General features: G+C 63.6%; 27 protein-coding genes. 15 read left to right on the top strand and 12 right to left on the bottom strand.

All coding sequences use genetic code 11. The features are described 5' to 3' along the window. Positions 1 to 10: 10 nt before the first annotated feature. Complete coding sequence (locus S7S_RS20220) at positions 11 to 337, top strand: GIY-YIG nuclease family protein (protein WP_082027766.1); 327 nt, start codon at positions 11 to 13, stop codon at positions 335 to 337. Here S7S_RS20220 and S7S_RS17655 read toward each other — a convergent pair. The 5 genes from S7S_RS17655 to S7S_RS17635 all read right to left on the bottom strand — a co-directional run bounded on the left by S7S_RS17655 (position 311) and on the right by S7S_RS17635 (position 5,121). After that, a complete protein-coding gene (locus S7S_RS17655) occupies positions 311 to 541 on the bottom strand; it encodes a FitA-like ribbon-helix-helix domain-containing protein (protein ID WP_008734790.1) in 231 nt (76 codons plus the stop codon). The genes S7S_RS20220 and S7S_RS17655 overlap by 27 nt on opposite strands. 84 nt (positions 542 to 625) lie before the next feature. Continuing rightward, positions 626 to 880, bottom strand: a complete 255-nt coding sequence (locus S7S_RS17650; protein ID WP_008734793.1) for a YebG family protein — start codon at positions 878 to 880, stop codon at positions 626 to 628. 115 nt (positions 881 to 995) lie between these two features. Beyond that, positions 996 to 1,991: a DUF72 domain-containing protein gene (locus S7S_RS17645; protein ID WP_008734795.1), complete on the bottom strand. Its 996-nt coding sequence runs from the start codon at positions 1,989 to 1,991 to the stop codon at positions 996 to 998. A gap of 53 nt (positions 1,992 to 2,044) precedes the next feature. Beyond that, complete coding sequence (locus tag S7S_RS17640) at positions 2,045 to 3,250, bottom strand: c-type cytochrome (protein WP_008734797.1); 1,206 nt, start codon at positions 3,248 to 3,250, stop codon at positions 2,045 to 2,047. Between the two features lie 2 nt (positions 3,251 to 3,252). Beyond that, complete coding sequence (locus S7S_RS17635; RefSeq protein WP_008734800.1) at positions 3,253 to 5,121, bottom strand: NAD(P)-binding protein; 1,869 nt, start codon at positions 5,119 to 5,121, stop codon at positions 3,253 to 3,255. 165 nt (positions 5,122 to 5,286) lie between these two features. Between S7S_RS17635 and S7S_RS17630 the strand changes: the two genes are divergently transcribed. After that, entirely contained in the window at positions 5,287 to 5,610 is a 324-nt protein-coding gene (locus S7S_RS17630) for a TfoX/Sxy family protein (protein WP_008734802.1), read from the top strand. Positions 5,611 to 5,614: 4 nt separating this feature from the next. Here S7S_RS17630 and S7S_RS17625 read toward each other — a convergent pair whose 3' ends face one another. Continuing rightward, on the bottom strand, positions 5,615 to 6,580 hold the full coding sequence (locus S7S_RS17625) for a 2OG-Fe(II) oxygenase (protein ID WP_008734804.1): 966 nt from the start codon (positions 6,578 to 6,580) through the stop codon (positions 5,615 to 5,617). A gap of 138 nt (positions 6,581 to 6,718) precedes the next feature. Here S7S_RS17625 and S7S_RS17620 point away from each other — a divergent pair, with 138 nt between their 5' ends. Both S7S_RS17620 and S7S_RS18990 read left to right on the top strand, forming a co-directional pair. After that, positions 6,719 to 6,964, top strand: a complete 246-nt coding sequence (locus S7S_RS17620; protein WP_008734806.1) for a DUF6868 family protein — start codon at positions 6,719 to 6,721, stop codon at positions 6,962 to 6,964. Between the two features lie 19 nt (positions 6,965 to 6,983). Next, the gene (locus S7S_RS18990; protein ID WP_008734809.1) at positions 6,984 to 7,664 is read left to right on the top strand and encodes an NnrU family protein; all 681 of its coding nucleotides are present in this window, start codon (positions 6,984 to 6,986) and stop codon (positions 7,662 to 7,664) included. Positions 7,665 to 7,667: 3 nt separating this feature from the next. Here S7S_RS18990 and S7S_RS17610 read toward each other — a convergent pair whose 3' ends face one another. After that, positions 7,668 to 8,555: a LysR substrate-binding domain-containing protein gene (locus S7S_RS17610; RefSeq protein WP_008734811.1), complete on the bottom strand. Its 888-nt coding sequence runs from the start codon at positions 8,553 to 8,555 to the stop codon at positions 7,668 to 7,670. Between the two features lie 85 nt (positions 8,556 to 8,640). Between S7S_RS17610 and S7S_RS17605 the strand changes: the two genes are divergently transcribed. Together S7S_RS17605 and S7S_RS17600 are read left to right on the top strand one after the other, a co-directional pair. Next, on the top strand, positions 8,641 to 9,021 hold the full coding sequence (locus tag S7S_RS17605; protein ID WP_008734812.1) for a CidA/LrgA family protein: 381 nt from the start codon (positions 8,641 to 8,643) through the stop codon (positions 9,019 to 9,021). Further along, positions 9,011 to 9,700, top strand: coding sequence for an LrgB family protein (locus S7S_RS17600; RefSeq protein WP_008734814.1), 690 nt, complete (start codon positions 9,011 to 9,013; stop codon positions 9,698 to 9,700). The genes S7S_RS17605 and S7S_RS17600 overlap by 11 nt, the downstream gene beginning before the upstream one ends. 33 nt (positions 9,701 to 9,733) lie before the next feature. On the opposite strand, the gene S7S_RS17595 is transcribed toward S7S_RS17600, so the two are convergent. Next, a complete protein-coding gene (locus tag S7S_RS17595; protein ID WP_008734816.1) occupies positions 9,734 to 10,276 on the bottom strand; it encodes a ferritin-like domain-containing protein in 543 nt (180 codons plus the stop codon). A 184-nt stretch (positions 10,277 to 10,460) separates the two neighbouring features. On the opposite strand from S7S_RS17595, the gene S7S_RS17590 reads away from it, so the two are divergent. Next, positions 10,461 to 10,955, top strand: a complete 495-nt coding sequence (locus S7S_RS17590; RefSeq protein ID WP_144401704.1) for a hypothetical protein — start codon at positions 10,461 to 10,463, stop codon at positions 10,953 to 10,955. Here the strand turns inward: S7S_RS17590 and S7S_RS17585 are convergent. Then, complete coding sequence (locus tag S7S_RS17585; RefSeq protein ID WP_008734822.1) at positions 10,945 to 12,054, bottom strand: helix-turn-helix transcriptional regulator; 1,110 nt, start codon at positions 12,052 to 12,054, stop codon at positions 10,945 to 10,947. The genes S7S_RS17590 and S7S_RS17585 overlap by 11 nt on opposite strands. A 296-nt stretch (positions 12,055 to 12,350) precedes the next feature. Here S7S_RS17585 and S7S_RS17580 point away from each other — a divergent pair, with 296 nt between their 5' ends. The 6 genes from S7S_RS17580 to S7S_RS17555 all read left to right on the top strand — a co-directional run bounded on the left by S7S_RS17580 (position 12,351) and on the right by S7S_RS17555 (position 19,850). Then, the gene (locus S7S_RS17580; protein WP_169745582.1) at positions 12,351 to 13,634 is read left to right on the top strand and encodes a hypothetical protein; all 1,284 of its coding nucleotides are present in this window, start codon (positions 12,351 to 12,353) and stop codon (positions 13,632 to 13,634) included. Further along, a complete protein-coding gene (locus tag S7S_RS18985) occupies positions 13,597 to 15,024 on the top strand; it encodes an ELWxxDGT repeat protein (RefSeq protein ID WP_169745581.1) in 1,428 nt (475 codons plus the stop codon). The genes S7S_RS17580 and S7S_RS18985 overlap by 38 nt, the downstream gene beginning before the upstream one ends. Before the next feature lie 309 nt (positions 15,025 to 15,333). Continuing rightward, positions 15,334 to 16,665 carry an ELWxxDGT repeat protein gene (locus S7S_RS17570; RefSeq protein WP_008734828.1) on the top strand — a complete coding sequence of 444 codons (1,332 nt, stop codon included), beginning with the start codon at positions 15,334 to 15,336 and terminating at the stop codon, positions 16,663 to 16,665. Between the two features lie 106 nt (positions 16,666 to 16,771). After that, the gene (locus S7S_RS17565) at positions 16,772 to 18,142 is read left to right on the top strand and encodes an ELWxxDGT repeat protein (protein WP_169745580.1); all 1,371 of its coding nucleotides are present in this window, start codon (positions 16,772 to 16,774) and stop codon (positions 18,140 to 18,142) included. Between the two features lie 22 nt (positions 18,143 to 18,164). Beyond that, entirely contained in the window at positions 18,165 to 19,397 is a 1,233-nt protein-coding gene (locus S7S_RS17560) for a hypothetical protein (RefSeq protein ID WP_144401703.1), read from the top strand. A gap of 72 nt (positions 19,398 to 19,469) precedes the next feature. Further along, positions 19,470 to 19,850 (top strand): gamma-glutamylcyclotransferase family protein, encoded by a 381-nt coding sequence (locus S7S_RS17555; RefSeq protein WP_008734834.1) that lies wholly within the window; start codon positions 19,470 to 19,472, stop codon positions 19,848 to 19,850. Here S7S_RS17555 and S7S_RS17550 read toward each other — a convergent pair. Then, positions 19,844 to 21,199 (bottom strand): deoxyguanosinetriphosphate triphosphohydrolase, encoded by a 1,356-nt coding sequence (locus S7S_RS17550; RefSeq protein ID WP_008734836.1) that lies wholly within the window; start codon positions 21,197 to 21,199, stop codon positions 19,844 to 19,846. The two genes, S7S_RS17555 and S7S_RS17550, sit on opposite strands and share 7 nt — an antisense overlap. Before the next feature lie 146 nt (positions 21,200 to 21,345). Here S7S_RS17550 and S7S_RS17545 point away from each other — a divergent pair, with 146 nt between their 5' ends. Beyond that, the gene (locus S7S_RS17545; protein ID WP_008734838.1) at positions 21,346 to 21,825 is read left to right on the top strand and encodes a glutathione peroxidase; all 480 of its coding nucleotides are present in this window, start codon (positions 21,346 to 21,348) and stop codon (positions 21,823 to 21,825) included. Here the strand turns inward: S7S_RS17545 and S7S_RS17540 are convergent, their stop codons facing one another. Then, positions 21,826 to 22,308: a winged helix-turn-helix transcriptional regulator gene (locus tag S7S_RS17540; protein ID WP_008734839.1), complete on the bottom strand. Its 483-nt coding sequence runs from the start codon at positions 22,306 to 22,308 to the stop codon at positions 21,826 to 21,828. A 168-nt stretch (positions 22,309 to 22,476) separates the two neighbouring features. Here S7S_RS17540 and S7S_RS17535 point away from each other — a divergent pair, with 168 nt between their 5' ends. Next, positions 22,477 to 23,148 carry a hypothetical protein gene (locus tag S7S_RS17535; protein ID WP_144401702.1) on the top strand — a complete coding sequence of 224 codons (672 nt, stop codon included), beginning with the start codon at positions 22,477 to 22,479 and terminating at the stop codon, positions 23,146 to 23,148. 34 nt (positions 23,149 to 23,182) lie between these two features. Here S7S_RS17535 and S7S_RS17530 read toward each other — a convergent pair whose 3' ends face one another. Beyond that, on the bottom strand, positions 23,183 to 24,883 hold the full coding sequence (locus tag S7S_RS17530) for a SulP family inorganic anion transporter (RefSeq protein ID WP_041026031.1): 1,701 nt from the start codon (positions 24,881 to 24,883) through the stop codon (positions 23,183 to 23,185). Positions 24,884 to 24,898: the final 15 nt, after the last annotated feature.

Raw genomic sequence — 24,898 nt, 5'->3', positions numbered from 1 at the left:
TGAGCTGAAGATGTATGAAGCGGAAAGCAAAGCAGGGTATGTCTATGTTCTTTATGATTCAAGTAATCCCCGCCTTTTAAAGATAGGGAGAACAAAAAGACATCCTCATACCAGGAAAAGAGAACTTGAAATTCACCACAAGATAAAATGGATTATTTACGCTATCCACTGGTTCCATGATTGCGAGAAGGCGGAAAGGGTGATTCACAAACTAATTAGGTCGTCAGGTTGTGTGTATAGGTCGGAGTTATATAACTATGATGCCGCCTTGGCTAACCAAGTCATTTTAAGTATCAATCAGGCAATGGAATCAACGAATCTTGTCCCGCGACGGTAAGTCAAAATCTACGCCGATGCCCGCTGCCTTGACCCTTGCCTGGATGGCGTCCACCAGTGATTCGCTCGTGTCAGATTCCTGATAAAGCGTAATCCGCAGAATATCCCGCGCTTCTTCCTCTATGGAACGACCCTGTTTCGCTGCCCGGTCGGCTAGCCTGGCCATCAAATCCTTATCCAGCCCCATGATCGTCAGGTCATTCATAAAAAGCGCCTTGCCTACCGTTAGCAATCAATGTCGGGAAGCCCTGAACGGTAGCGGCTCCCCGGTGGACGGGCAAGCAGGCGCTCAGCCCGGCATCTCCAACTCATTCAACGCCTCAGCCTGATTCTTGAACGCCTTCGCAAACACCGCCCGGTTCTTCGCCATAAAGATCCCCAGCTCTTCCCCTTGCTGTTCGCTCAGCGACGGCACGGCCTTCTGCAGCACATCGCGCAGGGTTTCGGCCAGTTCCAGCATCTTGTCGTGACGATCCGCTTCGGCCTTATCCATGAAAAGCTGCTCCGGATCCCGTGTGCTGCGATATACCACTTCGACGGCCATTCATTACCTCTGTGCCTTCCCGTTGAAAGAATGTGATAACTGTCCATATGAACAGTATGACGCAGGATAGACCAGAACGCGGTGTTTGCACAGGGGCGAGAGCCAAAGAGTGCGGTCAGCGCGCGAGGATCGCCTCGGCCAGTTTGATCACCGACAGCGGGGAACTGCCCTCGGCCTTGTTGCTGAGGGTGACGTAGGCGCGCTGTCCGGCGTTAACGGTACCGGCGATCACGTTTGCCAGGGCCTGGCGCGTGACCAGGTCTTCATCGACGAGTTTGTCGAAGGGGGAATACTGGTCGCGGGCGTCTTCGTAGCCGAAGGCACCGTGGACCGGGTTGAGGTTCCAGCGGCATACGAGTGGACCGGGCCAGAGGGCACGCAGGACTGGCAGTTGTTCGGTGATGGGCGGCATCTTGGCGTGCAGACCCAGGCAATAGGTGGCGCCGGTGTCGCGCAGGGCAGCGACAAAATCGGGCGTGAGCCACTGCGGGTCGCGGACTTCTACCGCCACGACGGCATCGGGCGCGCGCTCGTGCAGGGCGGGCAAGGCGCGCAGCAGGCGATGCAATTGGGTTATCTGGCGCGGCATCTGTTTCAGTGCGGGCATCAGCAGCGGGCTGATCTGGAACACCAGCGCGCCGAGCTTGTGGCCGAGGCCGGCGAGGGCCGGTTCGGCGAACTGGGTGATGGCGGCGTCTTCGCTGAGGAAGGCGGGGTTGTCTTCGCGCCCCTGCCCGCCGGGGCCACGAATCTGCGCGTCGGTGACGAGGCTCGGTGCCTTGATGACGAAACGGAAGTCGTCGGGCACTTGTGCTGCGTAGGCCGCGTATTGCTCGGTCGTCAGGGGGCGATAGAAGCCACGGTCCACGCCGACGGTACGAAACAGCGGATGCTGTGCGTAGGCGGGCAGGCCATCGCGGGAGAGTTGTGCTTCGGTGTAGAGCTTGTCCCACACCAGGCCGGCCCAGCCGGGGTAGTGCCAGGACGAGGTGCCCAGCCGCAGGTTGGCGGGCAGTTGCCCGGCCAGTGCGCGCAGGGTGGGGGCCTGCGGTGCGGGGCGGACGCTGGCGAGGGGCTGGTCATCCTGATCGGGAAACAGTGAATTCTGCATGCTGATCCGGGCTGCGGTAGTGCACCGCATTATCCCGGATCAGCAGAACATGTCTAACGCAGGCCGGCGACGTCCTTGTCGCTGACGGCGTCGCCGCGATTCCCCCAGCGCGTATTCAGATAATTCACCAGTGCCGCGATCTGCGCATCACTGAGCTGCCAGCCGTAGCCCGGCATGCCGTATTGCGTGTTGCCTGCGCCGGTGTCGGGGCTGCGCGCGCCGTGCAGGATCACGCGAATGGCGGAGCTGCTGTGGTCGGCCAGCACGGTCGGGTTGCCGGACAGCGCCGGGGTTACGCCGGGGTAGCCGGCGCCGTTGTCGCGGTGGCAGGTGGCGCAGTATTCGCTATAGAGTTCGCCGCCGTTGAGCACCGGCTCGTTGACGCGCGTGGTCTGCGTGGCGGGCTGGTCGGAGAGGGATTTCAGGTACACGGCCATGGCGGTCAGGTCTTCGTCGCTGAGATGCGTGGTGCTGTGCGTGATCACATCGTCCATCGGGCCGGAGACGGAAAGCTGGTTGCTGAAGCCGGTTTTCAATAATGCCACCAGCGCCGGCACCGACAGGCCGCCGATGCCGGTACGCCAGTCGCCACGCAGGCTGGTGGCCCACCAGCCATCCAGTGTGGCGCCGCTGAGGTAGGCGTCGTCGGCGTCGGTCAGCGCTTTTTCCTGGAATGCGATGCCGCGCGGGGTGTGGCAGGCACCGCAGTGGCCCAGACCCTGCACGAGATAGGCGCCGCGATTCCATTCGGCATCCTGTTCGCTGTCGGCTTCGTACACCCCTTCCTTGAGGAACATCATTTTCCACATCGCCAGCGGCCAGCGCATGGACAGCGGCCAGGGGATGTCGGCGTCTTTGTTGGGTTGCGAAACGGGTTCCACGCCGTGCATGAAATAGGCGTACAGGTCGGCGATGTCATCGTCGCTGACTTTGGCAAACGAGGGGTAGGGCATGGCCGGGTAAAGATGGTGGCCGTCGCGTGCCACGCCTTCGCGCATGGCGCGGGTGAAATCCTCCAGCGTGTAGTCGCCGATGCCGGTGTCCTTGTCCGGGGTGATGTTGGTGGTGTAGATGGCGCCGACAGGTGTTTCCATCGGCAGGCCGCCGGCGAGTGATGCGCCGCCGGGTGCGGTGTGGCAGGCGACGCAATCGCCGATGCGGGCGAGGTATTCGCCGCGTTGGATCTGTTCAGCATCCGCTGCGTGCAGCAACGGTGTCAGCGCGAGCAGGGGCGCGATAAGCAGTGCCGTATGGCGCATGATCAGCCCTCCCCGTTGAGTTCGTTGACCGCGCGCCAGGCTTCGTCGATGGCCGCATGCATGTACGGGCTCCAGCCCGAATCGGAGTTGGCGATGGCCACCTGGCCGTGGGCCTGCCGCGCCAGGTTGATGGTCTGCTCCGCCTGGTCTGAATCATCGAACAGGCTGGTTTCCTCGTAGCTGTAGCCGTGTGACCAGCGGTTGATGGTGATGGCCTTGATCAGCGGGTCCAGGGGTTCGTTGACGGTGGCAAGAATGGCGCCGAGTTGTTGCCGGATTTCCGCTTCCATCTCGTCGAACGACATGCCGAGCAGTTTCGAGCGGCCCATGCGCAACTGCTGGCGCACATCCAGGCCGGTGTTCGGCACGGTGGGCACCTGCACCATGTGCACGATGATCGGATCGTCCGGGCTGCGGGCGTGGGTGTAGCCGCCCATGTTCACCGGGTAATCCAATTTCACCAGACTGTAGGGCGCGGTGGGGGCGTACAGGGAATGCACGCCCAGTTTCTTGAAGGCATGCCAGTTTTTCAGCAGCACTTTGGTGTAGACCAGCGGTGCTTTCACGTTGCGGTGCAGCGCCTGTTTCTGTTCGTCTGGCAGCGACGGCATGATCGACGGGATCATCATGTTGTAGCAGGCGAGGATGCACTGTTTGCCTTGCACGCGATGCAGTACGCCGTCGCGCAGGTAGCCGATATCCACCGGGCCTTGCGGGTTGTCGATCTGCACGGCGGTGCTGTTCAGGCGCAGGCGCACGGCGTTGCCGGGCTGGTCGAGCTGGCTGTAGTCGAACATCGCCATGACGATGTCGTCCATGTCGGCACCGGGTGCCACGTTCGGGATCAGAGCACGCACCAGCAACCGCGCCACGGACGCGTTGCCGTCGGGGAAGTGGTAGATGTACGGCTCGTCCAGCTCGGCCTGCACTTCCTCGCTGATCGGCGGCAGGTGCATGGCATCGAAGCCGGGGTAGCGGGTTTCGTAGGCGTCGATGGCGGCAATGGCATCGACACCATAGCCGTAGAATTCGTTGCTCATCGAGCGGAAATACAGCATGGCGTCATCGCTCAGGCCGACGTGCTGCTTCAGGAAGGTGCTGTAGCTGATGGTGGCGAGGTATTCCTCTTTTTCTTCCAGGGACATATCGGGCAGATAGTCCGGCGGATCGGTGTGCAGGGTGATCAGGGCGCGACGGTCGGCTTCCGGTAAGGGGAAGTCGTTGATGTAGGCTTCCAGCGAACGACTGTTGAGCAGGTCTGGCCGCAGGTCGTCGGCAATGCCCATTTCCGGGCTGCCGCCGATCACCTTGTCGACACCGAAGTGCGCCTTGTCGAAGAAGGCGCCCCGGCTCAGGCCCTGACGAAAATAAAAGTCGCGGTCGAAGTAACGCATGAATTTGTCGGCGTCCACGCCCAACTCACGCAGCAGGCCGTTGACGCGTTCGCTGAACAGTGCCTTCGGCGACTGGAAGGATTCGCTGCCACCGTAGGTCAGCAGCGTGTGCCCGCCTTCGTGAAATTCATTGCGCTTGGCGTGGCCGCCGAAGTCATCATGATTGTCGAGGATCAGCACTGTCGCTTTCGGGTGCTGCTGGCGATAAAAATACGCGGCGGCCAGGCCACTGATGCCGCCGCCGACCACCACCAGATCATACTGTTCGCTGACCGACAGTCCGCCGAGCGGGAAGCGGTGCCCCTGCCGGCCGACCTTGTGTGCGGCTTCGAACGAACCGGGATGGTTGCCGCGCATGCCGGTGAGAATGGGTGGGTAATACAATTGGGGGGCGGCGCGCAGTGCCTGGAGGGGAGTGAAGCCGGCGGCGATGGTCAGCGCCGCCCCGTTGAGAAAATCCCTGCGGGTGATGGTCATGAGAACGTTCCTGTTCCTGACGGGCGTTCTCTATTTAAGGCCTGGGGGGTGACGCGGTCAATCGGCGCGTGAGCCCGGTTGCAATGGGTAACAGATTGCACGGGCGTGCGTGGCGGCGTGTAATGAACTGTGAACGACGCGGGCGGACCTGGCGGGAAAGAGGCGATGAGTGAATACACGGAATACCTGCGGGAAGTGCTGTCGGACTTTGGTCCGGTCACGGCGCGCCGCATGTTTGGCGGCCACGGTATCTTCCATGCGGGGCTGATGTTTGCGCTGGTCGCGGACGACGTGCTGTACCTGAAAGCGGATGACGAAAACCGGCCGGATTTCGAGGCCGCGGGGTTGCCGGCATTCGGTTACGAGAAGCGCGGCAAACGTGTGCAGCTTTCCTATTTCCAGGCCCCGGATGACATGCTCGATGATCCGGAGGTGGCCGTTCACTGGGCGCGCCGCGCGTTTGCGGCTGCCCGCCGGGCGCGCCGGTAACGGGTTACCAGAGAAACGTCAGCAACACATCCCGCCGCCCCCGGGTTACCGGCTGCACGCCATGCAGCAGGCTGCCGGAGAACACCACCGCACTGCCGGCAGCCGGCCGGTAGCGGGCTGCACCGACGCCGGCCGCACTGAACTCCGGAAACACCAGCTCGCCGCCGTCGTAGTCATCACTGAGCAACAGCGAGAGTGCCAGCCGGCGATGCCGTGTGTCCGGCAACGTGTTGTCGCGGTGCAGGGCAAAGTGTCCCTGCTCACCACCGTGGTAGGCGACCACCTTGTACCCCTCCAGTTGTGTCACCGGAAAGGTGAAGGCCTGTTGCACCAGGGGCAATACGCGCTGGCGCAATGCGTCGGTCACTCGCTCGGTCAGAGCCGGTATGGCAAGCGCATGATCTCGCCGGCGCTTGATCCGATAGTCCGGTACCAGCGTGGTGGTGGTGTTGCGCCGGCGCAGCAGGCCGCTGTCGTGGTGGTCGGTGTCGTGCGCCTGGATCAGTGCCTGGCAGAGCGAGGCCGGCACAACGTCCGGAATGCACAGCACTGGCGCGGCGTGCTGGAGGGGCGCGGCGGGCAGAGACGGCGGCATGTCCAGGTGCGCGAGATCATCGGCGGTGGCGGCGGCGAACACCTGACGGATGCGCAGGTTGGGCTCCACATTCAGCAGGACGGGCAGCGCGAGCGTGGTGGCGTTCAGGTGCTGCAGCCAGCGTTGGCACAGCGTGCCGTCGTCATCCCGGCGCTGCGTAAACGGCCAGTCGCCCGGCGCGCCGCCCAGCGCGATCACCAGGGTCTGCGGCGCCAGCCGGGCGAGTGCATGCAGCAATGCTGCGTCACCGCCGAGTACCAGCAGGCTGCGCCGACCGGCGCAGCGTTCGTGCAGGGTACGGCTGTCGCCATCGGCCGGGGCCAGCAACATTTCCGGGATCGGCAGGCCAGGCAGCGGGGCGGTATCGGGCAGCATGCCGGGCAGTGTCGCTGTGCTGTGCGTCAGTAATGTGACAGCGCGGCCGCTTTTGCTTTCTGTGTTGACGGTGCCATGATGCCGAAGAGGGAGATCGGGCTGTCCGGTGCGGACGGTTACTGACCAGGGAGGTTCGTCATGTCGATTGCCGAGTTCAGAGACGTGCTGCTGTGGAGCACGTTGATCAATTACCTGTTGCTGATGATCTGGTTCGCCGCTGTCGTGCTGGCCCGTGATGCAATGTACCGGCTGCATACGCGCTGGTTCGATCTCTCCGGTGCCACGTTTGATGCGCTGCATTACGGTGGCATGACGTTGTACAAGCTCGGTATTCTGCTGCTCAATCTGGCGCCGCTGATCGCGCTGTGTATTGTGGGCTCATGACAACGGGTGAGGTGTGCTGATGAACGCTGCCTGGATTGTGCTACTGCTGTGGGTGCTGTTTGCCGCAACGCATACGGTGTTGTGCCATCCGCCGGTGCGTGCTCCGCTGGTGAGTCGTCTTGGCTTGCGTGGTTATCTGCTGCTGTATTCGCTGGTCGCGCTCGCCACCTTTGTGCCGCTGGTGTGGGTGTTCTTCGCCTCCCGCACTGCGCATACGGTGCCGTTGCCCGTGCTGGTGCAGACCCCCGGGATCTGGTGGCTGACAATGGCGCTGATGGGTGTCGCGATTCTGTTGCTGGTGCTCGGTTTTTCGCGGCCGAATCCGGTATCTGTCCTGATGAATCGCTCTGGTGCAGCCGCTGCCGGCGCGCTGCGCATTACACGGCATCCCGCGTTTATGGGGGTGGCGCTGATGGGCGCGGCACACCTGCTGGTCAATCACAGCCTGCTTGATCGCGTCTTCTTTGGCGGGTTGCTGCTGTATGCGCTGCTGGGTTGCGCGCATCAGGATTGGCGGCGTCGCCAGGCGGGTGAGCCGGGGACCCGCGAGTATTTTGCGGAGACGTCTTTCCTGCCCTTTGTCGCCATTCTGCAGGGGCGCAACCGGCTGGTCCTGCGGGAGCTGAACCCGCTGGCGCTGGTGCTGGCGGTGCTGCTGTTCGGGCTGATTTTCCTGTTCCACCATCGCGTGATGGGCTGACGCTCAGGCGCCCGGTGCCGGGTATTCTTCCAGCAACGCCAGCCAGGCGCGCGCGGCGCGGGACAGATAACCGCCGCGCCGCCAGATAAAGGCGATGTCCCAGCGCAGGTCGGAGCCCTGCAACGGCCGGCACACCACACCGGGCCGCCCCAGTGAGTGCGCCACGATGCGCGGCAACAGCAACACGCCCTGGCCGGCCGCCACCAGCGCCACGAGAAAATCCGCCTGGCCGCTGCGGCCGCCTTCCTTTGGTGTGAAGCCCAGGCTGCGGCAGGCGCGCATCAGCCGGTCGTTGAGCGTGAAACTCTGCTGGTACAGCACAAACGGGGTATCGGCCAGTTGCGCCAGGTTGAGGTGCGGCTCGCTGGCCAGCGGATGGTCTGCGGGCAGCAGTACATCCAGCGGCTCGTTGCAGAATGGCTGGCAGTCAAACGCAGTGCTGTCCGGCGTCAGGCTGGCGCCGACATCCAGTTCGCCGTTGAGGATCAGTTGCTCGACGGTTTTCGAGCCGCCTTCCATCAGGTGCACGTTCACGCCCGGATAGCGCCGGCGATATTCGGCGAAGGGGGCGGCGAACAGGGCGTCGCCGCCGAGCATGGTCAGGCCCAGGCGCAGTTCGCCCCGGGTCACCTGGGCCAGGTCATCCAGCTCGGTACGCAGCTCCTGCTGCTGGCGCAGCATCACCTCCGCATGGCGCAGCACCACCTGCCCGGCATCGGTCAGGCGGATATGCGGGCCGTTGCGCTCCAGCAAGGGCTGGCCCAGCCGCTGCTCCAGTTGTGCCACCTGCTTGCTCACCGCCGACTGGCTGGCGTGCAGTACGCGCGCTGCCTGGGTAAAGCCGCCCTGGCGGATCACCTCGGCGAAGGCGCGCAGTTGCCTGAATTCCATTCTGGAATAGCCCCAAGTCTGATAATTCGCTTTTGTGATGATAGACGCAGCCCTAAGCTGAATACCAGTGAACCTGGAGGCTGTAATGAAAACCGTGACCCGTGGGCTGCGTCGTGTGCTGGAACTGGCCGTGCTGGTGGGGCTGTACCTGTTCGGTACGGCCCTGGCCCGCTGGCTGGGCTGGCCGGTGCCCGGCGGGGTGATCGGGCTGGCATTGCTGCTGGCGGCGTTTGCAACCGGGTGGGTGCAGCCGGCGTCCGTACAGTGGGCCGCCGGCCTGTTGCTGGCGGAGATGCTGCTGTTCTTTGTGCCGGCATTGATGAGCCTGCTGGATTACGGCGCGCTGATCCGCGATGCCGGCCTGCGCATTCTGCTGGTGATCGGCGGCAGCACACTGCTGGTGATGCTGGCCACGGCGCTGACGGTGGAAGGGCTGTGTCGCTGGAGTGTGCGCCATGACGCTTGATGCCGTGCCGTTGTTCTGGCTGCTGTTCACGGTCGCGGCCTATGCGGTGAGCCGGGCGCTGTACCGGCGCTGGCCGCGCTATCTGCTGTCGCCGCTGCTGATGACACCGGCCGTACTGCTGGCGGTGGCCGTGCCGCTGCATGTGCGCTATGCGGACTATGCCGCCGATGCGCACTACCTGGCGCTGATGCTTGGCCCGGCCACGGTGGCGTTTGCAGTGCCGATCTGGCAGCAGCGGCGCCTGCTGGCACGGCACTGGCTGGCGCTGCTCGGCGGCATGCTGGCGGGCAGTGCGGTGGCGGTGGGCAGTTCCTGGTGGCTGGCCAGCCTGCTGTCGCTGGATGGCGAGATCAGCCGCTCGCTGGTGCCCCGTTCCGTGACCACGCCGTTTGCCATGCCGCTGGCGGAAAGCCTGGGCGGCGTGGCAGAGCTGGCGGCCATCTTCGTGATGCTGACCGGCGTGCTCGGCGCCTTGTGCGGTGGCGTGTTGCTGCGCTGGCTGCCGTTGAAAACCGCGTTGGCGCGGGGGGCGTTGTTTGGCGTTGGTGCGCACGGTGCCGGGGTGGCGCGGGCGCGGGAAGTGGGTGGTGAGGAAGGGACTGTGGCCGGGCTGGTGATGGTGCTGATGGGGCTGCTCAATCTGGCGGCCGGGCCGGTGCTGGTGTGGCTGTTTGTGTGACGGCGCCGGGCAGGCCCGGCGCCGTCATGCTGCTCAGGCCGGCAGGGCTTCCAGGATCGCCGCCATGTCGTCGGCGTGTTCTTCTTCCTGCGCCAGAATATCTTCCATGATGCGCCGTGTAGTCGGGTCCTTGTCACCGAGGTAGGTGGCGATTTCCCGATAGCTGTCGATGGCAATGCGCTCGGCGATCAGGTCTTCCTTCACCATCTCGCGCAATGTATCGCCTTCCACATACTCGGCGTGCGAGCGTGCCTGCAAACCTTCCGGTGAAAAATTCGGTGCGCCGCCCAGTTGCACGATGCGTTCGGCCAGCCAGTCGGCGTGTTGCTGTTCCTGCTGGGCGTGTTCGAGAAATTCCGCTGCTGCGATGCTCGCGCTCAGACCGTCGGCCATGTAGTAGTGGCGCTTGTAGCGCAGCGTGCAGACGATCTCGGTGGCGAGGGCTTCATTGAGCAGTTTCAGCACCGTTTCACGATCCGCCTGGTAACCGGCGGTCACCGCGCCTTGCTCGATATGCTGGCGTGCCCGGTCGCGGAGGGTCTGGATGTCGGTGAGAAAAGGCTGTTTCGTGCTCATGCGATCTCCCTTCTACATATGGATGTGTGGGGTCGGGATCTCTGAGAGTACACAGCGGGGCTGCCCGGCTCACTTAAAGCAGTGTTTAAAATGCAAAATTCGGTAAAGCGCCGCCCACCCTGGCGGGGTGGGGTATCGGCCTGGCGGCGTCCCTACACTGGCCGTATCGGATGGAGATCTCGATATGGCAATGAAAACCGCTTCAATGGGCAGCCTGATCATTACGGTCATATTGCTGGTGACCGGTCTGTCGGCGGCGCATGCGCAGCCGGATGAGGCGCGGCTGGCCAGTTACCGGCTGAGCATGCCGGTGCTGAAGAAAATGGACGCTGCAATAGCCAACCTCGCTGACGTGATGCAGAGCGATGCGGGGCTGCTGACGGAAGAGGACCGCGAGGACGCAGAGAGCATCAGCGATATTGCCGACCTGTACCGCTCGCGGCCGGCGCTGCGCCGGGCCATCGAAGAGGCGGGCCTGAGTGTCGATGAATTTGCGCTCTGCCTGATGTCTTGGCTGCAGGCCGGCATGGCATCCGCCATGTTGCAGAATGCTTCGCCGGCGGAGCGTGACAGGATGATTGAGCGCAGTGGCGCGCCGCTGGAGAACGTGCGCTTTTTTGAAGCGAATGCAGACTACATGCGGGCGCTGGGAAGCCGTGTGCAGCAGCTCAGCGAATGATGGCCTGTGGCGAGGTGGTCTGTATCGCGATGTCCAGTTGCGAGAGCAGCTCACGGCGGTTGGCGGCACCGAAACGGGCATACAGCTGGCGGCGGTGATAGACCACGGTGTTGATGCTGATCTGCATGCGCTGGGCAATGTCCTGTTCGGAGAAGCCCTGGCTGAGCCAGTAGAAGGTTTCCGACTGTTGTGGCGGCAGGCGCATGTCGCGCAGGGCTTCCAGCACGCGTAAATGGCGCGGGCGATGATGTTCGACGCGAATGCCGGCCACATTGTCCTGGCCGGTGGTGGAGACCATCAGGCGTGCCTTGAACACAAACCGGCCGTGTGGCGTGGTGATGGCGGCGTGGGGCAAACCTTGTGCTTCACGGCCGTTGCTCAGTTGCGACAGTTTTTTCAACAGAAAACGCAGCATGCCGGGCAGGTTGCTGCTGTGCTGGTGCCAGCGGCTGCTGAAGGCCAGCGAAAGAATCTGCCGGGCCTGATCGGATATCCATTGCAACTCGCCATCCAGTGTGGTGACCAGGATGGCGTCGTTGACCAGATCCTGTTCATGGCCTGCGGCGGTGTGATCCAGCACGTCGGCCAGGTAGCGTTCCTGCGCGCCGAAAAGGCGCATTTCGTCATCGGTAAAGTGATGACGCGGGTCACGCCGGTACAGTTTCAGCGCGCCGGTGGGGCGCCCGCCCGCGAGGCGGGGGACCAGGCTGGCGCACTGGTTCAGGCCCATCGGCCGCAGGATCAGATTGTAATAGTCGTGGCGAAGAAACTGACGCAGCGGCAGCTTGATCATCTGTTCGGTGCGGATAGGGCCGAAGTCCTCGCGCAGGCCCTCTTCGAAGGAGCGCCCGGCCTCGCGTTCCGCCTTCTGTATGTAGTCGTCCATATACAGGGGCAGCAGATCAATGACGGCCTGGTCGTCCATGAACAGGTCGGTGGCACCGTGTTCGTTGCGCCAGAAGTATCCCGCCGAATCGAAATAGAGCACATCCCGCAATTCCCGTAACAGAAGCGGGGCCAATTGAGGCCCGCTGATATCCAGGCAGGCAAGGCGGCGAATGCGTTGTAACGCTTTCCGCCGGCGGGTGGCGTCGGTCATGGCTCGGAATTCCGTGTCGGGCGGGGCCATCTGCCGAGAATCTAGCCCACCCCGGGAATATAAATCCACTGTTACCGCAGCACCCTACCCCGTCGGGGTAGGGTGCTGCGCAGGATGTCATACCGGGGCAACCTACCCTGACGGGGTCGGGTGTGCCACATCCCCGGGCGATAGAGTCGGCACCTGCTGAGGTGATCGATATCGGGGGATGGATGGCGGGGAAAGCGGTGATTGTGCTGTGGGGGATGTTATTGGCCGCCTGCGGCGGCGGAGGTGGTTCGGGCGGGGAAGGCGGCATGGCGCCACCACCACCGGAACAGCGGGACGTTGTATTTTTCTCCGCGCATGAAGCCGGTGGCGAGCCGGCGCGTCTGTGGCGCACTGATGGCACCGGGCCTGGCACGGTGCGTGTCCATGACAGTCTGATGCCTGATTTTGGCACCACAACACTGATCGCAAAGACCACGCTGCTGGCGGACAGGCACTATCTCGCGGGTGCTCAAGCAGGCCAGCGGGCGGGGCTGTGGGTGACGGATGGCTCTGCGCAGGGTACGTCTGCGATACACAGCGCCCTGTATGCCGGCCCGTACGACGTGCGCGACATGGTGGAGCTGGATGCGAGGATTTTCTTTTCTGCGGCCGCCGACCAGGGGCGTGACCTGTGGGCCAGTGATGGTACGCCGGAGGGCACCGCGCGCATCGACGGCCTGACAGCGTCGGGTTGCCCGGTAAATCCGCAAGCCCTGCGTGTGGTCGCAGGCTATCTGATGTTCTTCGGTGACGTTGACTGCAATGGCACACAGACGCTGGTACGTCTGGATACCACCCGCAATGACGCCACGGCGCTGTGGGCGTTGAGTGGTTCTTCGCGTGGCGAACCGGTTGTGCTGCGCGGTCTTTGGGTCGTGTCTGTGCGAGAGGGCAGCAGCCATCGGCTGCTTGCCATTGATCCGGTGGACGGCGCCCGCACGCTTCTGCTGGAACTGCCCGCGCTGGGTGACCTGGCTATTTTTGAATACCTGACACGCGTCGGGGATCACCTTTACTTCGTTGCCACGGAGACGACGCATGGCAGAGAACTGTGGGTGACGGATGGCACCTTCGCCGGCACGCGCATGGTGGAAAACAAAACGCCGGGGCCAGGCAGTACTCAATTCCAGAGTGTGCGGGCGGCAGCCGGGAAGCTGGTGTATGTCGCGCCGGTACTCAGCAGTGCGCACCGTATCTGGGCGGTGGACAGCCCGCAAGCGGTGGCGCGTGAAGTCTACCAGCCGCCGGCGACCGGATTTTCGTCACCGGCCCTGCACTTTGATCATGAAGGCGTGCTGTATTTCTTCATGGTGGCAGAAGACATGGTGCGGCGGCTGTGCCGTGTCGATCTGGAACAAGGTGCTCACGGCTGTCTTCAACAGAGGCTTTCGCCGGCATTAGGGTTCGGCATGCTCGCCCTCAACGATGAGCTGCTGTTTATCGGCTACACCAATGAGCTGGGCCAGGAGCTGTGGCGCTCGGATACGTTACTCGGCACTGCAGAAATCATCAGTGATATCTGCCCCGGCCGTTGTAACGGTCATCTGTGAAAAAACGTTGCTACCCAGCAGAGGCATGACAATAAACCGGGACGGGATAATGATGCGTAAAGTACGGCCAGCCTTTCTGGCGGGCATGACCCTAGTGTTGTATGGCTGCGGTGGAAGCGATGGCAGGAATGCATCGCCACCGGTTGAGGAACGTGATTATCTGCCTTTCACGGCTACGGATACTGATAACTATCTCAATGCAGAACTCTGGCGTACGGATGGAACGGAAAGCGGGACGCGGGTCGTTCACGAGATCGCAGAGAGCGGCGGCAGTCGTCCCGTCAGCATTACACAATCCGGTCGGCGCACTTTCTTCGTTGCAAGTGACGGCGTGCATGGTCCAGAGGTCTGGGTGACCGACGGCGCCGGGAAGAACACGATCCTGCTGGGGGATATTCATCCGGGCCCTGATGTGGTGTCGCCACTGTCCTTGACGCTGATGGGCGAGCAACTGTTCTTCACACACGACGACGGCGTGCATGGCCGTGAGCTGTGGGTCAGTGATGGAACGCCGGCGGGGACCCGGCTGGTGAAGGATATCGCACCGGGGGTTTGCGAGGGGGCGCCCGGAGCGCTGACGGTCGTGGGCGACACCCTGTTGTTCTGGGTCAGGGATAGCTGTGAAACCTGGCCATCGCTGTGGCGCAGTGACGGGACGGAACAGGGCACCTACCGGCTGGAGGGGCTGGATTTTGACCGGCAGAACGTGTTCATGACGCAGGTCTGGCAGGGGCACGTCTACTGGGTGACGTCGACCAGTCGCGAGTACAGCCTGTGGCAATCCGACGGCACCGCAGAGGGCACGCGGCTGTTATTGGGCGGTGAAATGGCGGGCATACGCTATATCAACAATTTGTCCGGCGGCTACAACCACCTGTTCTTTACTGCCAGAACGGACGCGCAGGGTGAAGAGCTCTGGTGGTATGACCCGGTGACAGACGCGTTGCAGACCCTGGATATTCTTGAAGGCCAGCAAGACAGCTTGCCGGAGCAGTTCGTCACATTGGGCGAGATCACCTATTTCCTTGCGCACAGTGTCGCCGGTTCACAACCGGAAGTGTGGCGGACGGACGGTACGCAGGCTGGTACATGGCGCGTGCTGCCCCGGAAAATATGGCGGACCCTGGCGGTGTACGGCGACCATCTGGTGGCCATCGCGGCGGGCAATGGTGAGCTGTGGCTGAGTGATGGGACCGAGCAAGGCAGCCGGCGCGTGGCCGCCGAGGCCGGCTTCGGGGTGCCGACCCTGCTGGGCGTGGTCTACGGTCAGCTGATATTCGATGCGCCACACCAGGAATACGGCCGGGAAATATGGCGCACCGACGGTACTGACGAAGGCACCGTGCTGATCAAGGATATCTGCCCGGGACCTTGCGACGGACCCATGTGATCGGCCCTCCGTGAACGTGCCATCGAGCGCTCAACAGGGTCGATGGAAAATGATTGAAAAAGCGCCCCGCTCGCGTGGTGGGGCGTATTCTCTAACGCCTCCTTCTGTGCAGATTCGCTGCTGGCGGCCTGTCCGGTTTACACCGTTTTCCTGAAGGCATAGTGGAGCGCTTGTCATTCAGCAGGTTAATCGCTGCTGAACCTATCCTTGTCAGGTGGGGTGATGCGAACCGGCACAGCATAGGCTGCGCGGCATGGATGCATATCGCGTCCCTTATGACATGTCGAGTGGATAAGCATGAAAAGATGCATGATCGGGATGATGGTGTCCGCGGCTTTTTTGAGCGCTTGCGGGGGCGGCGGTGGCGGCTCCGGTGCCAGAACAGAATACATCCTGTTTGCCGGGAACACTGCGCCGGAACCGGTGCGGAACTGGGAGCTGTGGCAGACCGACGGCACGATGGCCGGCACACGGCTGCTGCGGGATCTGAACGACGCCTCTGGTGGTGTTAGCAAGAGTGTAACCGAGCAACGCTGGATGGCCGGCACCGGCTTCTTCGTGGCCGATGATGGTGTTCATGGTCGTGAACTCTGGACGTCGGATGGCACAGCTTCGGGCACCCGGATGGTCAGGGACATCCGCCCCGGCTCATCACACGCAGGGATCGATTCGCTTTACCTGATTGAGGGTGTGGTCTATTTCGACGCAAACGACGGTGAGAGCGGCAACGAACTGTGGCGCAGTGACGGCACCGCTGCGGGGACACGGCAGCTTGTGGATCTGGTGCCTGCGGGTTGCAGCAGTGCGCCAGGCGATGTGCATGGCGCAGGCAACATCATTTATTTCCTGGCACGGGCGGAATGCGAGGGGCCGCGCGTGCCATGGCGGCTGGACCTGAGCACCGGCACAGCGGTGCAACTCTATGAGACGCAAGGTTACATCAGCCGTTTGGAAAATGTGGCTGAGCGCGTCTTTTTCGTCGAACAACGGGACGGGCGGAGCCAGCTGTGGGTCTCGTTCGGTACGGCGGAGCAGACCTACCCTGTCGTGGTGGATGAACAGGGCACCCAGGCCGAGGTGCATTACAGCCTGTGGCGCCTGGGGGCGTCATTGTTCTTCGCGGCGTTAAACCGGGACGAAGGTGTCGAGCTGTACCGTGTCGATGAGACGGGCCGGCGTGCTTCCCTTGTGCGCGATATCGCGGAGGGTGCGGCATCGTCGAACCCTTTCAGTTTTTCGGCCATTGATGGCGTGGGATATTTCGCCGCCGACGACGGGGAGGGGCAGGCCGTCTGGCGTACTGACGGCACGGCGCAAGGCACGCACAGAGTGACAGACCCTGCCATTGTCGGCCCCGGGGATATTTACAATATCCGGGCGTATGGCGATCGTTTTCTGTTCACGGTCGAACACGCCGGTCAGAGGTCCTTGTGGAGCACGGACGGCACGCCGGCAGGCACGCTCCAGTTGCTGAACGATCCGCTGGTCTCCTCGATCAGCCAGTACCGGCAGGTCAACGGATGGCTGCTGTTTAGCGCCTTGCATGATCAGTATGGCAGCGAAATGTGGCGCACGGACGGCACGCCGGAGGGCACGGTCATGATTCAGGATCTCTGTCCGGGCCCGTGCAACGGTTACTGACGGCACGTCCCACCTTGTCGGGGTGGGGCGGCCGGTGTTTCCCGCCGATAGTCTGCCCCGCGTGATCGTAACTCGTATCAACACACTTTATTTCAGGATGAGATTCATGCAACGAACGCTATTGATGGCGCTGGCATGCGGCGCCTTGTGCACGCTGGCTGCCTGTGGAGGCAGCGGTGGCGGAGCGCGTCATTCAGGTGATGAACCAGAGGTGACGCAGTACCGTTATTTTTCGGGTTCGCACCTTGGTGGTGACCAGGAAGACTGGGAACTCTGGCGTACGGACGGCACCGCCGAGGGGACTGCACGGGTACATGATGTCTCGGCGGAAGCGGCCTCCTATCCGGAAAATATCACTCAGATCGGGGGCCGTACCTTCTTTACCGCCTGGGATGCTGACAGCGAAAACCTCTGGGTGACGGATGGCAGCGATGATGGGCTGACCCTGCTCGTTCAGGCGGGCTCAGAGGGCTATCTGAATCAGCTCACCGCAGTGGAAAACCTTCTCTACTTCGTCATGACCACACAGGAGCATGGCTCGGAGCTGTGGCGCAGCGACGGAACGCCGGCGGGCACCCAGATGGTCATTGACCTGACACCGGGAAGCTGCAACAGCCACCCCGCTTCACTGACGGCGTTTGACGGGGCGCTTTATTTTTCTGCCATCAACAGCTGCATTGGACGGCCGGGCCTGTGGAAAACGGATGGTACTGCAGAAGGTACCGTGGCGGTGCTGGCACCACAGAATGGCAGTTATCCGGCCAACCTGACTCCCTGGGGAGACAGCCTTTATTTTTCGGCGATTGTGGAGACGGAGTATGGGCTGTGGAAGAGCGACGGTACCGCGGACGGCACCACACGCGTTCGCGGCATACGCCTGGCGCAACAGGCAAACCTGGGATGGTTTACCGTGGCCGGCGATCTGCTGTTTTTCCGGGCCAATGATGGCGAGCACGGTACAGAGATATGGAAAAGCGATGGCACGGAAGCAGGCACGCAGAACGTGCTGGACCTGCTGCCTGGTGCCGACTCGTCCAATCCGCAATGGCTGATTGCGCACGCAGGACAGCTTTACTTCGCAGCCTACTCTGGCGGCACCTCTTCCGGCCTGTGGCGAACAGACGGCACGGCGGCGGGAACGGTGGAAATCCGTGACACGGATGGCAATAGCGTGCGCGCCATGAATGTGCCGGTGATCTACCGCGACAGCCTCTACTTCGGTGCGCTCTGGGATGGGCGCCATGTGATGTGGCGTCTGCAGGACGGTGGCGATGTGGCAGAAATCCTGAATGCCAGCGTGTATCTGGATAACGGTAACCCGCCTTTCGTGCTGAATGACCGCCTGATGTTCCTGGCCGAGGACAGCGCGCATGGCGTCGAGTTGTGGCGCTCGGAAGGCACTTTTGAAAGCACTGTGCTGGTTCAGGATATCTGTCCCGGTGCCTGTAGCGGCTGGGAACCTTATTACGTCCCGTAAAGCGAAAAGCAAGGAGTGCATCATGTACAGATCAGCACTATGGATGACGTTTGCGCTGCTGCTGGTGGCGTGTGGCGGTGGCGGTGGTGGTGGGCCTTCGGGGCCGCCGCTGGTGGCCTTTACTGGCGAAATTTCAGGACAGCTTGTCGCACCCAATGGTGTGACGCCCATTCCGGGCGCGACCGTATATATCGAATCTCCGGGTGCATCGGCCCGCGTACTGCCACGCGGTGCTGACAATGGTGCCTGCCCGGCGCCGCAGACACAGAGCGAATGGACTTGCTCCGGGACCACGGGCGAATTCAGTTTCGACGTGACCGGTCTGCCGCCGGGCAGCACCCTGCACGCTGAGAAAGGAGCGTGGACGCTGAGCCAGCCGTTGCGCTTTACCGCGCAGAGCACGGGGGCCCTCGGTGCTGTCGCATTCAAGACCGATACCGCTGCGGGGGCGGCGCGCATCGCGGTGGTCACGGGCGATTATGACAACATCGAATACCTGCTCGCCAAAATGGGGCTGGGTGAAGTGGAGGACAACGACGGGCTTGCCGCCAGGGCGGGCCATGCCCATGTTCACGCACCGCGCACAACGCAAGTGGCGCCGCGCTCGCTGCCGCTGAAACTGGGAACTGAAAAATTCGACCTGTACGACGGCAACGGTGCCTTGCCATCCCAGTATCCCGATGTTGACGCCCTGTTCAGCACGGTCAACGGCCAGGTGCGGTTGTACGAGTACGACATCATTTATATCAACTGCGGCGCAGATGAACCCACCACCGGCAGCTGGCGGGATCTGCTGAGCAGTTATGTGTCCCAGGGCGGCGCCCTGTATGTCACCGACCAGTCCAGTGTCTGGCTGGAGGGCTTCACGGACTATCTGCAGCCCGCGCAGGATTGGGGCGAGGGTGTCGGAGAGCTGACCGCCCGCGTGGTGAATACGGCCATGGCCACCTGGCTGGGCGGTGTCACCTGTGCCGGCGGTGACTGCATCACGGGTGAACAGATCCAGATAGAAGGCATGCTCTCCGGCTGGCACCTGGCGCAACCTGTGCCCGGCGCGGTGACGCCACTGGTACGGGCGGATGTGAGCGCTGCCGGTTTCCCCGGCAACACGGATGCGATCCTGACGCTGACGTTCCGTCACGGGCAGGGGCAGGTGGTGTACAGCTCCTATCATGTGAGCCATGACGCGCCGGAGGAAGGTTACCTGCCGCAGGAACGGGTGCTGGAATACCTGTTCTTCAGCGAAACTCCCTGACCTGGCCACGATCACCCGCCCGGCTCGCACATGGCTTGCGAGCGGGCGCGGTGTCGCGCGACACTCCCGCGCATGGCTTTTCATCGTGTTTTCGTTTACGGCACGCTGCTTGCCGGCGAGGCGAACCATCACTGGTTGCGCGGCGCGCCCTGCCTGGGCGCGTGGCGCACGCCTGCGTGCTACCGGCTGTTTTCACTGGGCGCGTATCCGGTGCTGGTGCCCGGTGGCCGGTATGCCGTGGAAGGCGAAATGTATCGCGTCGATGAGGCCGGCCTGGCGTTGCTCGACCGGCTGGAAGATTACCCGGTGGATTATCTGCGCCGGCAGTTGCGTACCCCCTTCGGCCCGGCCTGGGTCTACTACCAAAAGCAGCCGCCACAAGGCGGGCGGCTATTGCCGCACGGAAACTGGCGCAGGGTGCGCGCCCGCCCGACGGTGGGCGAGCCTCAGTAGCGCGTCACCGCCATGCCGGAAAACTGCTTGGCCAGATAGGTGGCATAGTCGTCGGTCATGCCGGAGAGAAAATCCAGTGCGCGCATCATGCATTGGTAGATGCGTTCATGTTCCGGCAACTGCCGCAGGTCCGGCGGAAAACTGTGCCGGCCCATCAGGTCGATGATGCGCTGGTGACGGTAGTTGGAGGTGTCGTCGCGGGCATGGCTCACCGCCGCCTCGATCAGGCCGTCCAGCAGGGTGCCGATCACTTCGAAGGCGCCGATTTCCAGCTCGATCTTGCGCGGGTGTTCAAATACTTTGGTCTTGGCCAGTTGCTTGGCATTTTCCACCACATTGCGCACCGCCGGCTCGCAGTGCGAGATCAGGTCGCCGGCCAGCTTGCCGGCCAGCAGGCGGTCGTGGTTGGCCATGAACGCCTCCACACCGGCTTCGATGCAGCGCTCGATGATCTTGCCGCGCAGCAGCGCCGCCTTGCGGCCGACGCGCACATCCGAATGCAGCAGTGCACGTACTTCGTCGCTGTCGGGAATGGCCGGCGACAACAGCGCGTGGACTTCGTCCCAGTGCAGCAGGTCCATTTCCAGGCCGTCTTCGAGATCAATGATGGCGTAGCAGAAATCGTCCGCCGCCTCGACCAGATAGGCGAGCGGGTGGCGTGCATGAATATCGGCGGCCAGCGATGTCAGGCCGGTGGCGGCGCAGACTTCCCGAAACGCCTCGGCTTCGGCCAGGAAGGCGCTGTACTTGTGCGGTCGCGGGCACCCTTCGGCCTCACTGGTGGAAGACAGCCAGGGATACTTCAGAAAGGCGCCCAGCGTGGCGTACGTCAGCCGCATGCCGTCGGCGTACTGGTGATATTCGCTTTTGGTGAGAATGCGGAAACCCTGGGCGTTGCCTTCGAACACGCGCAGGTCGCTGGCCTGGGCGGGCGTCAGGCACTCTAGATAGTGCGCCCCGCGATCCCCGAACCAGGCACGGATGGCGCGCTCGCCGGTATGACCGAACGGCGGGTTGCCGATGTCGTGGGCCAGGCACGCGGACTGCACGATATCGCCGAGATCGGTGGCGCCGGTCTGGGCCGGCAGCAGGTTGCGTTTCTCCAGCCGTTCGCCGACACGGATGCCGAGCGTGCGGCCCACGCAGGACACTTCCAGCGAATGCGTCAGGCGGTTGTGCACATGGTCATTGGTGGCCAGCGGATGCACCTGCGTCTTGCGCGCCAGCCGGCGGAAGGCGCCGGAGAAAATGATCTTGTCGTGGTCGCGGATAAAGGCGGTGCGGCCGCTTTCGTCTTTCGCCGCGCGGCCACCCAGGCGGCCCTTGTTGAGCAGTGTCTGCCAGTCCATGCGCTGTCCGGATAGAAGCTGAAGGCTGCAATCTACCGGGCACGGCGTGCGCGCGCCACCCTCGCCGGGCGGCGTAGGCGCGCCGGGGGCGCTCCGGTACACTCAACGCGGTTTTCCTTTTTGCCGATGTCGGGAGAGTGCCAGCCATGGCCGATGTATACGGGTTTTCCGCCACCACCATTGATGGCAAAGAACGCACCCTGGGCGACTATCGCGGCCAGGTGCTGCTGATCGTCAACACCGCCAGCAAGTGCGGTTTCACACCACAGTACAAAGGGCTGCAGGCGCTGTATGAACAGTACCGGGACAAGGGCCTGGTGATTCTCGGTTTTCCCTGCGACCAGTTCGGTCACCAGGAGCCGGGTGACGAAACGCAGATCAGCGAATTCTGCGAGTTGAACTACGGCGTGAGTTTCCCCCTGTTCGCCAAGATCGAAGTGAACGGCAGCGGCGCGCACCCCTTGTACCGTCACCTCAAGGAAGAGGCGCCGGGGGTGCTGGGCAGCAAGGGCATCAAGTGGAATTTCACCAAGTTCCTGGTCGGCCGCGACGGCAAGGTGGTGAAGCGTTACGCCCCCACCGACAAGCCGGAGTCACTCGGCAAGGACATCGAAAAACTGCTCTGATCAGCCGGCGTCGGGCAAGGTGCGCGGCAGGGCGCCGGGCTGCAGGCCCGGCCCCGCCAGCGGCGTGACCTGGCGCGGGTCCAGCGGCTCGCCACATTCGGAACATACCAGTGTCGGTGTGGTGAGCTGCCCGCAGGGGCGATGCCGGTACACCAGCGGTGCGCCCTTGCCCTCATCCAGCCAGGTGTCGCCCCAGTGCGCCATGGCCATCATCACCGGATACAGCGCCAGCCCCATGTCGGTGAGCCGGTATTCATGCCGGTTGGGCTGGTAGGCCTCCTTGCGGAACACGCCTGCTTCCACCAGCCGCTTGAGCCGGCTGGCCAGCACATGCCGGGTCACGCCCAGATGCTGCTGGAAATCCTCGAACCGGCGTGTGCCGAGAAAGGCGTTGCGCAGCACCAGCAGCGTCCAGCGGTCGCCGACGATGGCCAGCGTGCGCGCCACCGAGCAGGTCTGGTGGCCGATATCGTTCCACTTCACGTCAGGGTCCTTTCAGGCTGCATGACCCGGCAAGCATAGGACGGCGGGTTCCGGAATGGAACGCGCGGCCACTGCCCGCATTCAACAAAAAATTGCCGGCTGTTGGTTGTGGTGCCCTGGCGGCTTTGCTTGGATGAAGGCTCTTTACATCAGGCGGGAGCGTGACGAGTGCGGCACAGGATGTGGTGGATGGTGGGGGTCGGGTTGCTGTGCGGCGCGCCAGCGCTGGCCCAGCAGGGCGATGCCGGTGCGGACGACGAATGGCGCATGATGCGCAGTGTGCTGGCCCAGGGAGCAAGCGAGGCCCGACGCTGGCAGTACGCCTGGGCCGGTGGCTATGGGGCGGCGACGGTGTTCTATGGCGTGCGCGCCGATCAGGCCAGTGACGAGGACGACCGCTACGATGCCCGCGTCAGCGCCGTGAAGACCGCGCTCGGCCTGGCGGATGTGCTGCTGTTTCCGCAACCGCACGTGCGCGCCGAACGCCGCCTGCAGACGCTGGAAGCCGATGGGCAGCTGGACGAAGCGCGCGCGCTGATGGCCGGGGTGGCCGCCGAGGAACAGCGCCGCCGCAGCCTGCGTGCGCGGCTCGGGCCACTGCTGGTGAACCTGGCGGCCGGGCTGACCATCGCCATCGATGATGACCGCCCCGGCGACGGTGCGCTGAATTTTGCCACCGGCATGCTGGTGTCCGAGCTGCGTCTGCGCACCCAGAGCCAGGCGGTGTCGCAGGCGCACCCGGTGCAGCAGTTCACGCTGCGGGCCGGGGGCGGTACGCTGCCGGTGCGGTATGACTGGGTGCTGACGCCGTCGATGGCGGCGGTATCGCTGCGGTTCTGATGCCCGTCATCGGGCTGCCAGCGCAGGCGGTGATCTATTTGCCGCCGAGATGCACTTCCGCTTCAAAGGCGGTGAGGTAGACCTCGCCGCTGAGTTGCTCCAGCAGGTCCGCCTGCTGGAGCTGGTCCAGCACAAACCCCTTCACTTCGGCGAGATGCAGTTGAATGTCCCGCTGCCTCAGATCGCTGTTGAGCTGGTGCAGCATGTCCAGCGCGGTGCTGTCGATGCGGCTCACCGAGGACATGATCAGCACCAGGTGCCGCACGTTCGGATGCCGCTTCAGCTCTTTCATGATGCGCGCCTCGACCGCGCGCACATTGCCGAAGAACAGGCTCTCGTCGATGCGCAGGCAGAGCACGTTGTCGTGGGTTTTGACTTCATGGCGCTGCACATTGCGGAAATGCTCCGTGCCCGGCACCCGACCCACCACGGCGATGTGCGGCCGGCTGGCGTGCCAGATCAGCGTCGCCAGCGACAGCCCGATGCCAATGGCGATGCCGGCCTCGATGCCGAACACCAGCACGCCGCCGAGCGTGCCCAGCAGGGCGTAGGCATCGGCCCGGTCGTAACGCCAGGCGCGGCGCAGTGTGCGCAGATCGATCAGCGCGCTGGCGGCGCTGATGATGATGGCCGCCAGCACCGCCAGCGGCAGCGCGCGCAGCAGAGTGGTGAACCACAGCAGCACACAGGCCAGCCCGAGCGCCCCGAGCAGCCCGGACAGCGGCGTGCGGGCGCCACCTTCGGCATTGACGATGCTGCGCGCAAAGCTGCCTGCCACGGGCATGCCGTAGGAGACGGCGCTGGCGATGTTGGCTGCGCCCAGTGCGCGAAGCTCGGCGTCCGGGTTCACCCGCGACGGGGCATAGCTGGCCAGCCGCTGGGCAATGGAAATGCTTTCCACAAAGCCGATCAGGCCGATCATCAGCGCGGGCAGCAGCAGGGCGCGCACCAGTGGCCAGTCCGCCGCCGGTAGGCCCAGTGGCGGCAGCCCGCCGGGCAGGGCGCCGATCACGGCCACCGGCAGGGAAAACGATTGCACCAGCAGAATCGACGCCACCACCAGCAGCATCGGCATCAGCCGCGCCAGCAAGGCGGCCCGGTTGGCCGGCAGCCCGAGACGGTGCAGCAGCCGGGGCAACAGGCTCCGCGAGAGTATCAGGACCAGCAGCGCACCCAGCCCCAGGCTGGCGGTCAGCGGTGCAAGCTGGTGCAGGTGGCCGGCGATATCCAGCAGCATCAGCGCGCCGGCACCGGCATCGGAGCGGATGCCCAGTAGCGCCTGCAACTGGCCAATGATGATCAGGATTGCCGCGCCGGAGACAAAACCGCTGATCACCGGATGGCTGAGCAGTTGCGACAGCGCGCCCAGGCGCAGCAACCCGAACAGCAGCAGCATCAGGCCCGACAGCAGCGCCAGCAGGGCGGCGGCGGCGAGGTATTCGGGGCTGCCGGGCGCCGCCAGCGGGGCCAGTGCGGAGGCGGTCATCAATCCGAGCAGCGCCACCGGCCCCACCGACAGCACCGGGCTGGAGCCAAGCAGGGCGTAGGCCACCAGTGGCAGCAGGCTGGCATACAGGCCGACATGCGGCGGCAACCCGGCCAGGGCGGCGTAGGCCAGCCCCTGGGGCACCGCCAGCATCACCGTCATCAGGGCGGCGAGCAGGTCACCGGCGAACAGGTCGCGGCGGTAATGGCGCAGCCAGTCAGGCAGGCGCCGGGAGAATGCGGACAACATGACGCGCGACGTTTC

The sequence above is a fragment of the Isoalcanivorax pacificus W11-5 genome (assembly GCF_000299335.2).
Lineage (GTDB): Bacteria > Pseudomonadota > Gammaproteobacteria > Pseudomonadales > Alcanivoracaceae > Isoalcanivorax > Isoalcanivorax pacificus.
Note: the sequence above shows the minus strand (reverse complement) of the source record. Positions and strands in the feature narration are given on the sequence as shown.

What these genes read in the sequence shown, in the direction of transcription:
- S7S_RS17590 (WP_144401704.1), top strand. Translation starts at nt 10,461, where the DNA reads ATGGCAATGAAAACCGCTTCAATGGGCAGCCTGATCATTACGGTCATA.
- S7S_RS17550 (WP_008734836.1), bottom strand. Translation starts at nt 21,199, where the DNA reads ATGGACTGGCAGACACTGCTCAACAAGGGCCGCCTGGGTGGCCGCGCG.
- S7S_RS17650 (WP_008734793.1), bottom strand. Translation starts at nt 880, where the DNA reads ATGGCCGTCGAAGTGGTATATCGCAGCACACGGGATCCGGAGCAGCTT.
- S7S_RS17635 (WP_008734800.1), bottom strand. Translation starts at nt 5,121, where the DNA reads ATGACCATCACCCGCAGGGATTTTCTCAACGGGGCGGCGCTGACCATC.
- S7S_RS17595 (WP_008734816.1), bottom strand. Translation starts at nt 10,276, where the DNA reads ATGAGCACGAAACAGCCTTTTCTCACCGACATCCAGACCCTCCGCGAC.
- S7S_RS17560 (WP_144401703.1), top strand. Translation starts at nt 18,165, where the DNA reads ATGTACAGATCAGCACTATGGATGACGTTTGCGCTGCTGCTGGTGGCG.
- S7S_RS17605 (WP_008734812.1), top strand. Translation starts at nt 8,641, where the DNA reads ATGAAAACCGTGACCCGTGGGCTGCGTCGTGTGCTGGAACTGGCCGTG.
- S7S_RS17645 (WP_008734795.1), bottom strand. Translation starts at nt 1,991, where the DNA reads ATGCAGAATTCACTGTTTCCCGATCAGGATGACCAGCCCCTCGCCAGC.
- S7S_RS17625 (WP_008734804.1), bottom strand. Translation starts at nt 6,580, where the DNA reads ATGCTGCCCGATACCGCCCCGCTGCCTGGCCTGCCGATCCCGGAAATG.
- S7S_RS17640 (WP_008734797.1), bottom strand. Translation starts at nt 3,250, where the DNA reads ATGCGCCATACGGCACTGCTTATCGCGCCCCTGCTCGCGCTGACACCG.
- S7S_RS17585 (WP_008734822.1), bottom strand. Translation starts at nt 12,054, where the DNA reads ATGACCGACGCCACCCGCCGGCGGAAAGCGTTACAACGCATTCGCCGC.
- S7S_RS17600 (WP_008734814.1), top strand. Translation starts at nt 9,011, where the DNA reads ATGACGCTTGATGCCGTGCCGTTGTTCTGGCTGCTGTTCACGGTCGCG.
- S7S_RS18990 (WP_008734809.1), top strand. Translation starts at nt 6,984, where the DNA reads ATGAACGCTGCCTGGATTGTGCTACTGCTGTGGGTGCTGTTTGCCGCA.
- S7S_RS17610 (WP_008734811.1), bottom strand. Translation starts at nt 8,555, where the DNA reads ATGGAATTCAGGCAACTGCGCGCCTTCGCCGAGGTGATCCGCCAGGGC.
- S7S_RS17620 (WP_008734806.1), top strand. Translation starts at nt 6,719, where the DNA reads ATGTCGATTGCCGAGTTCAGAGACGTGCTGCTGTGGAGCACGTTGATC.
- S7S_RS17545 (WP_008734838.1), top strand. Translation starts at nt 21,346, where the DNA reads ATGGCCGATGTATACGGGTTTTCCGCCACCACCATTGATGGCAAAGAA.
- S7S_RS17570 (WP_008734828.1), top strand. Translation starts at nt 15,334, where the DNA reads ATGATCGGGATGATGGTGTCCGCGGCTTTTTTGAGCGCTTGCGGGGGC.
- S7S_RS17530 (WP_041026031.1), bottom strand. Translation starts at nt 24,883, where the DNA reads ATGTTGTCCGCATTCTCCCGGCGCCTGCCTGACTGGCTGCGCCATTAC.
- S7S_RS17555 (WP_008734834.1), top strand. Translation starts at nt 19,470, where the DNA reads ATGGCTTTTCATCGTGTTTTCGTTTACGGCACGCTGCTTGCCGGCGAG.
- S7S_RS17565 (WP_169745580.1), top strand. Translation starts at nt 16,772, where the DNA reads ATGCAACGAACGCTATTGATGGCGCTGGCATGCGGCGCCTTGTGCACG.
- S7S_RS17630 (WP_008734802.1), top strand. Translation starts at nt 5,287, where the DNA reads ATGAGTGAATACACGGAATACCTGCGGGAAGTGCTGTCGGACTTTGGT.
- S7S_RS17580 (WP_169745582.1), top strand. Translation starts at nt 12,351, where the DNA reads ATGGCGCCACCACCACCGGAACAGCGGGACGTTGTATTTTTCTCCGCG.
- S7S_RS20220 (WP_082027766.1), top strand. Translation starts at nt 11, where the DNA reads ATGTATGAAGCGGAAAGCAAAGCAGGGTATGTCTATGTTCTTTATGAT.
- S7S_RS17655 (WP_008734790.1), bottom strand. Translation starts at nt 541, where the DNA reads ATGAATGACCTGACGATCATGGGGCTGGATAAGGATTTGATGGCCAGG.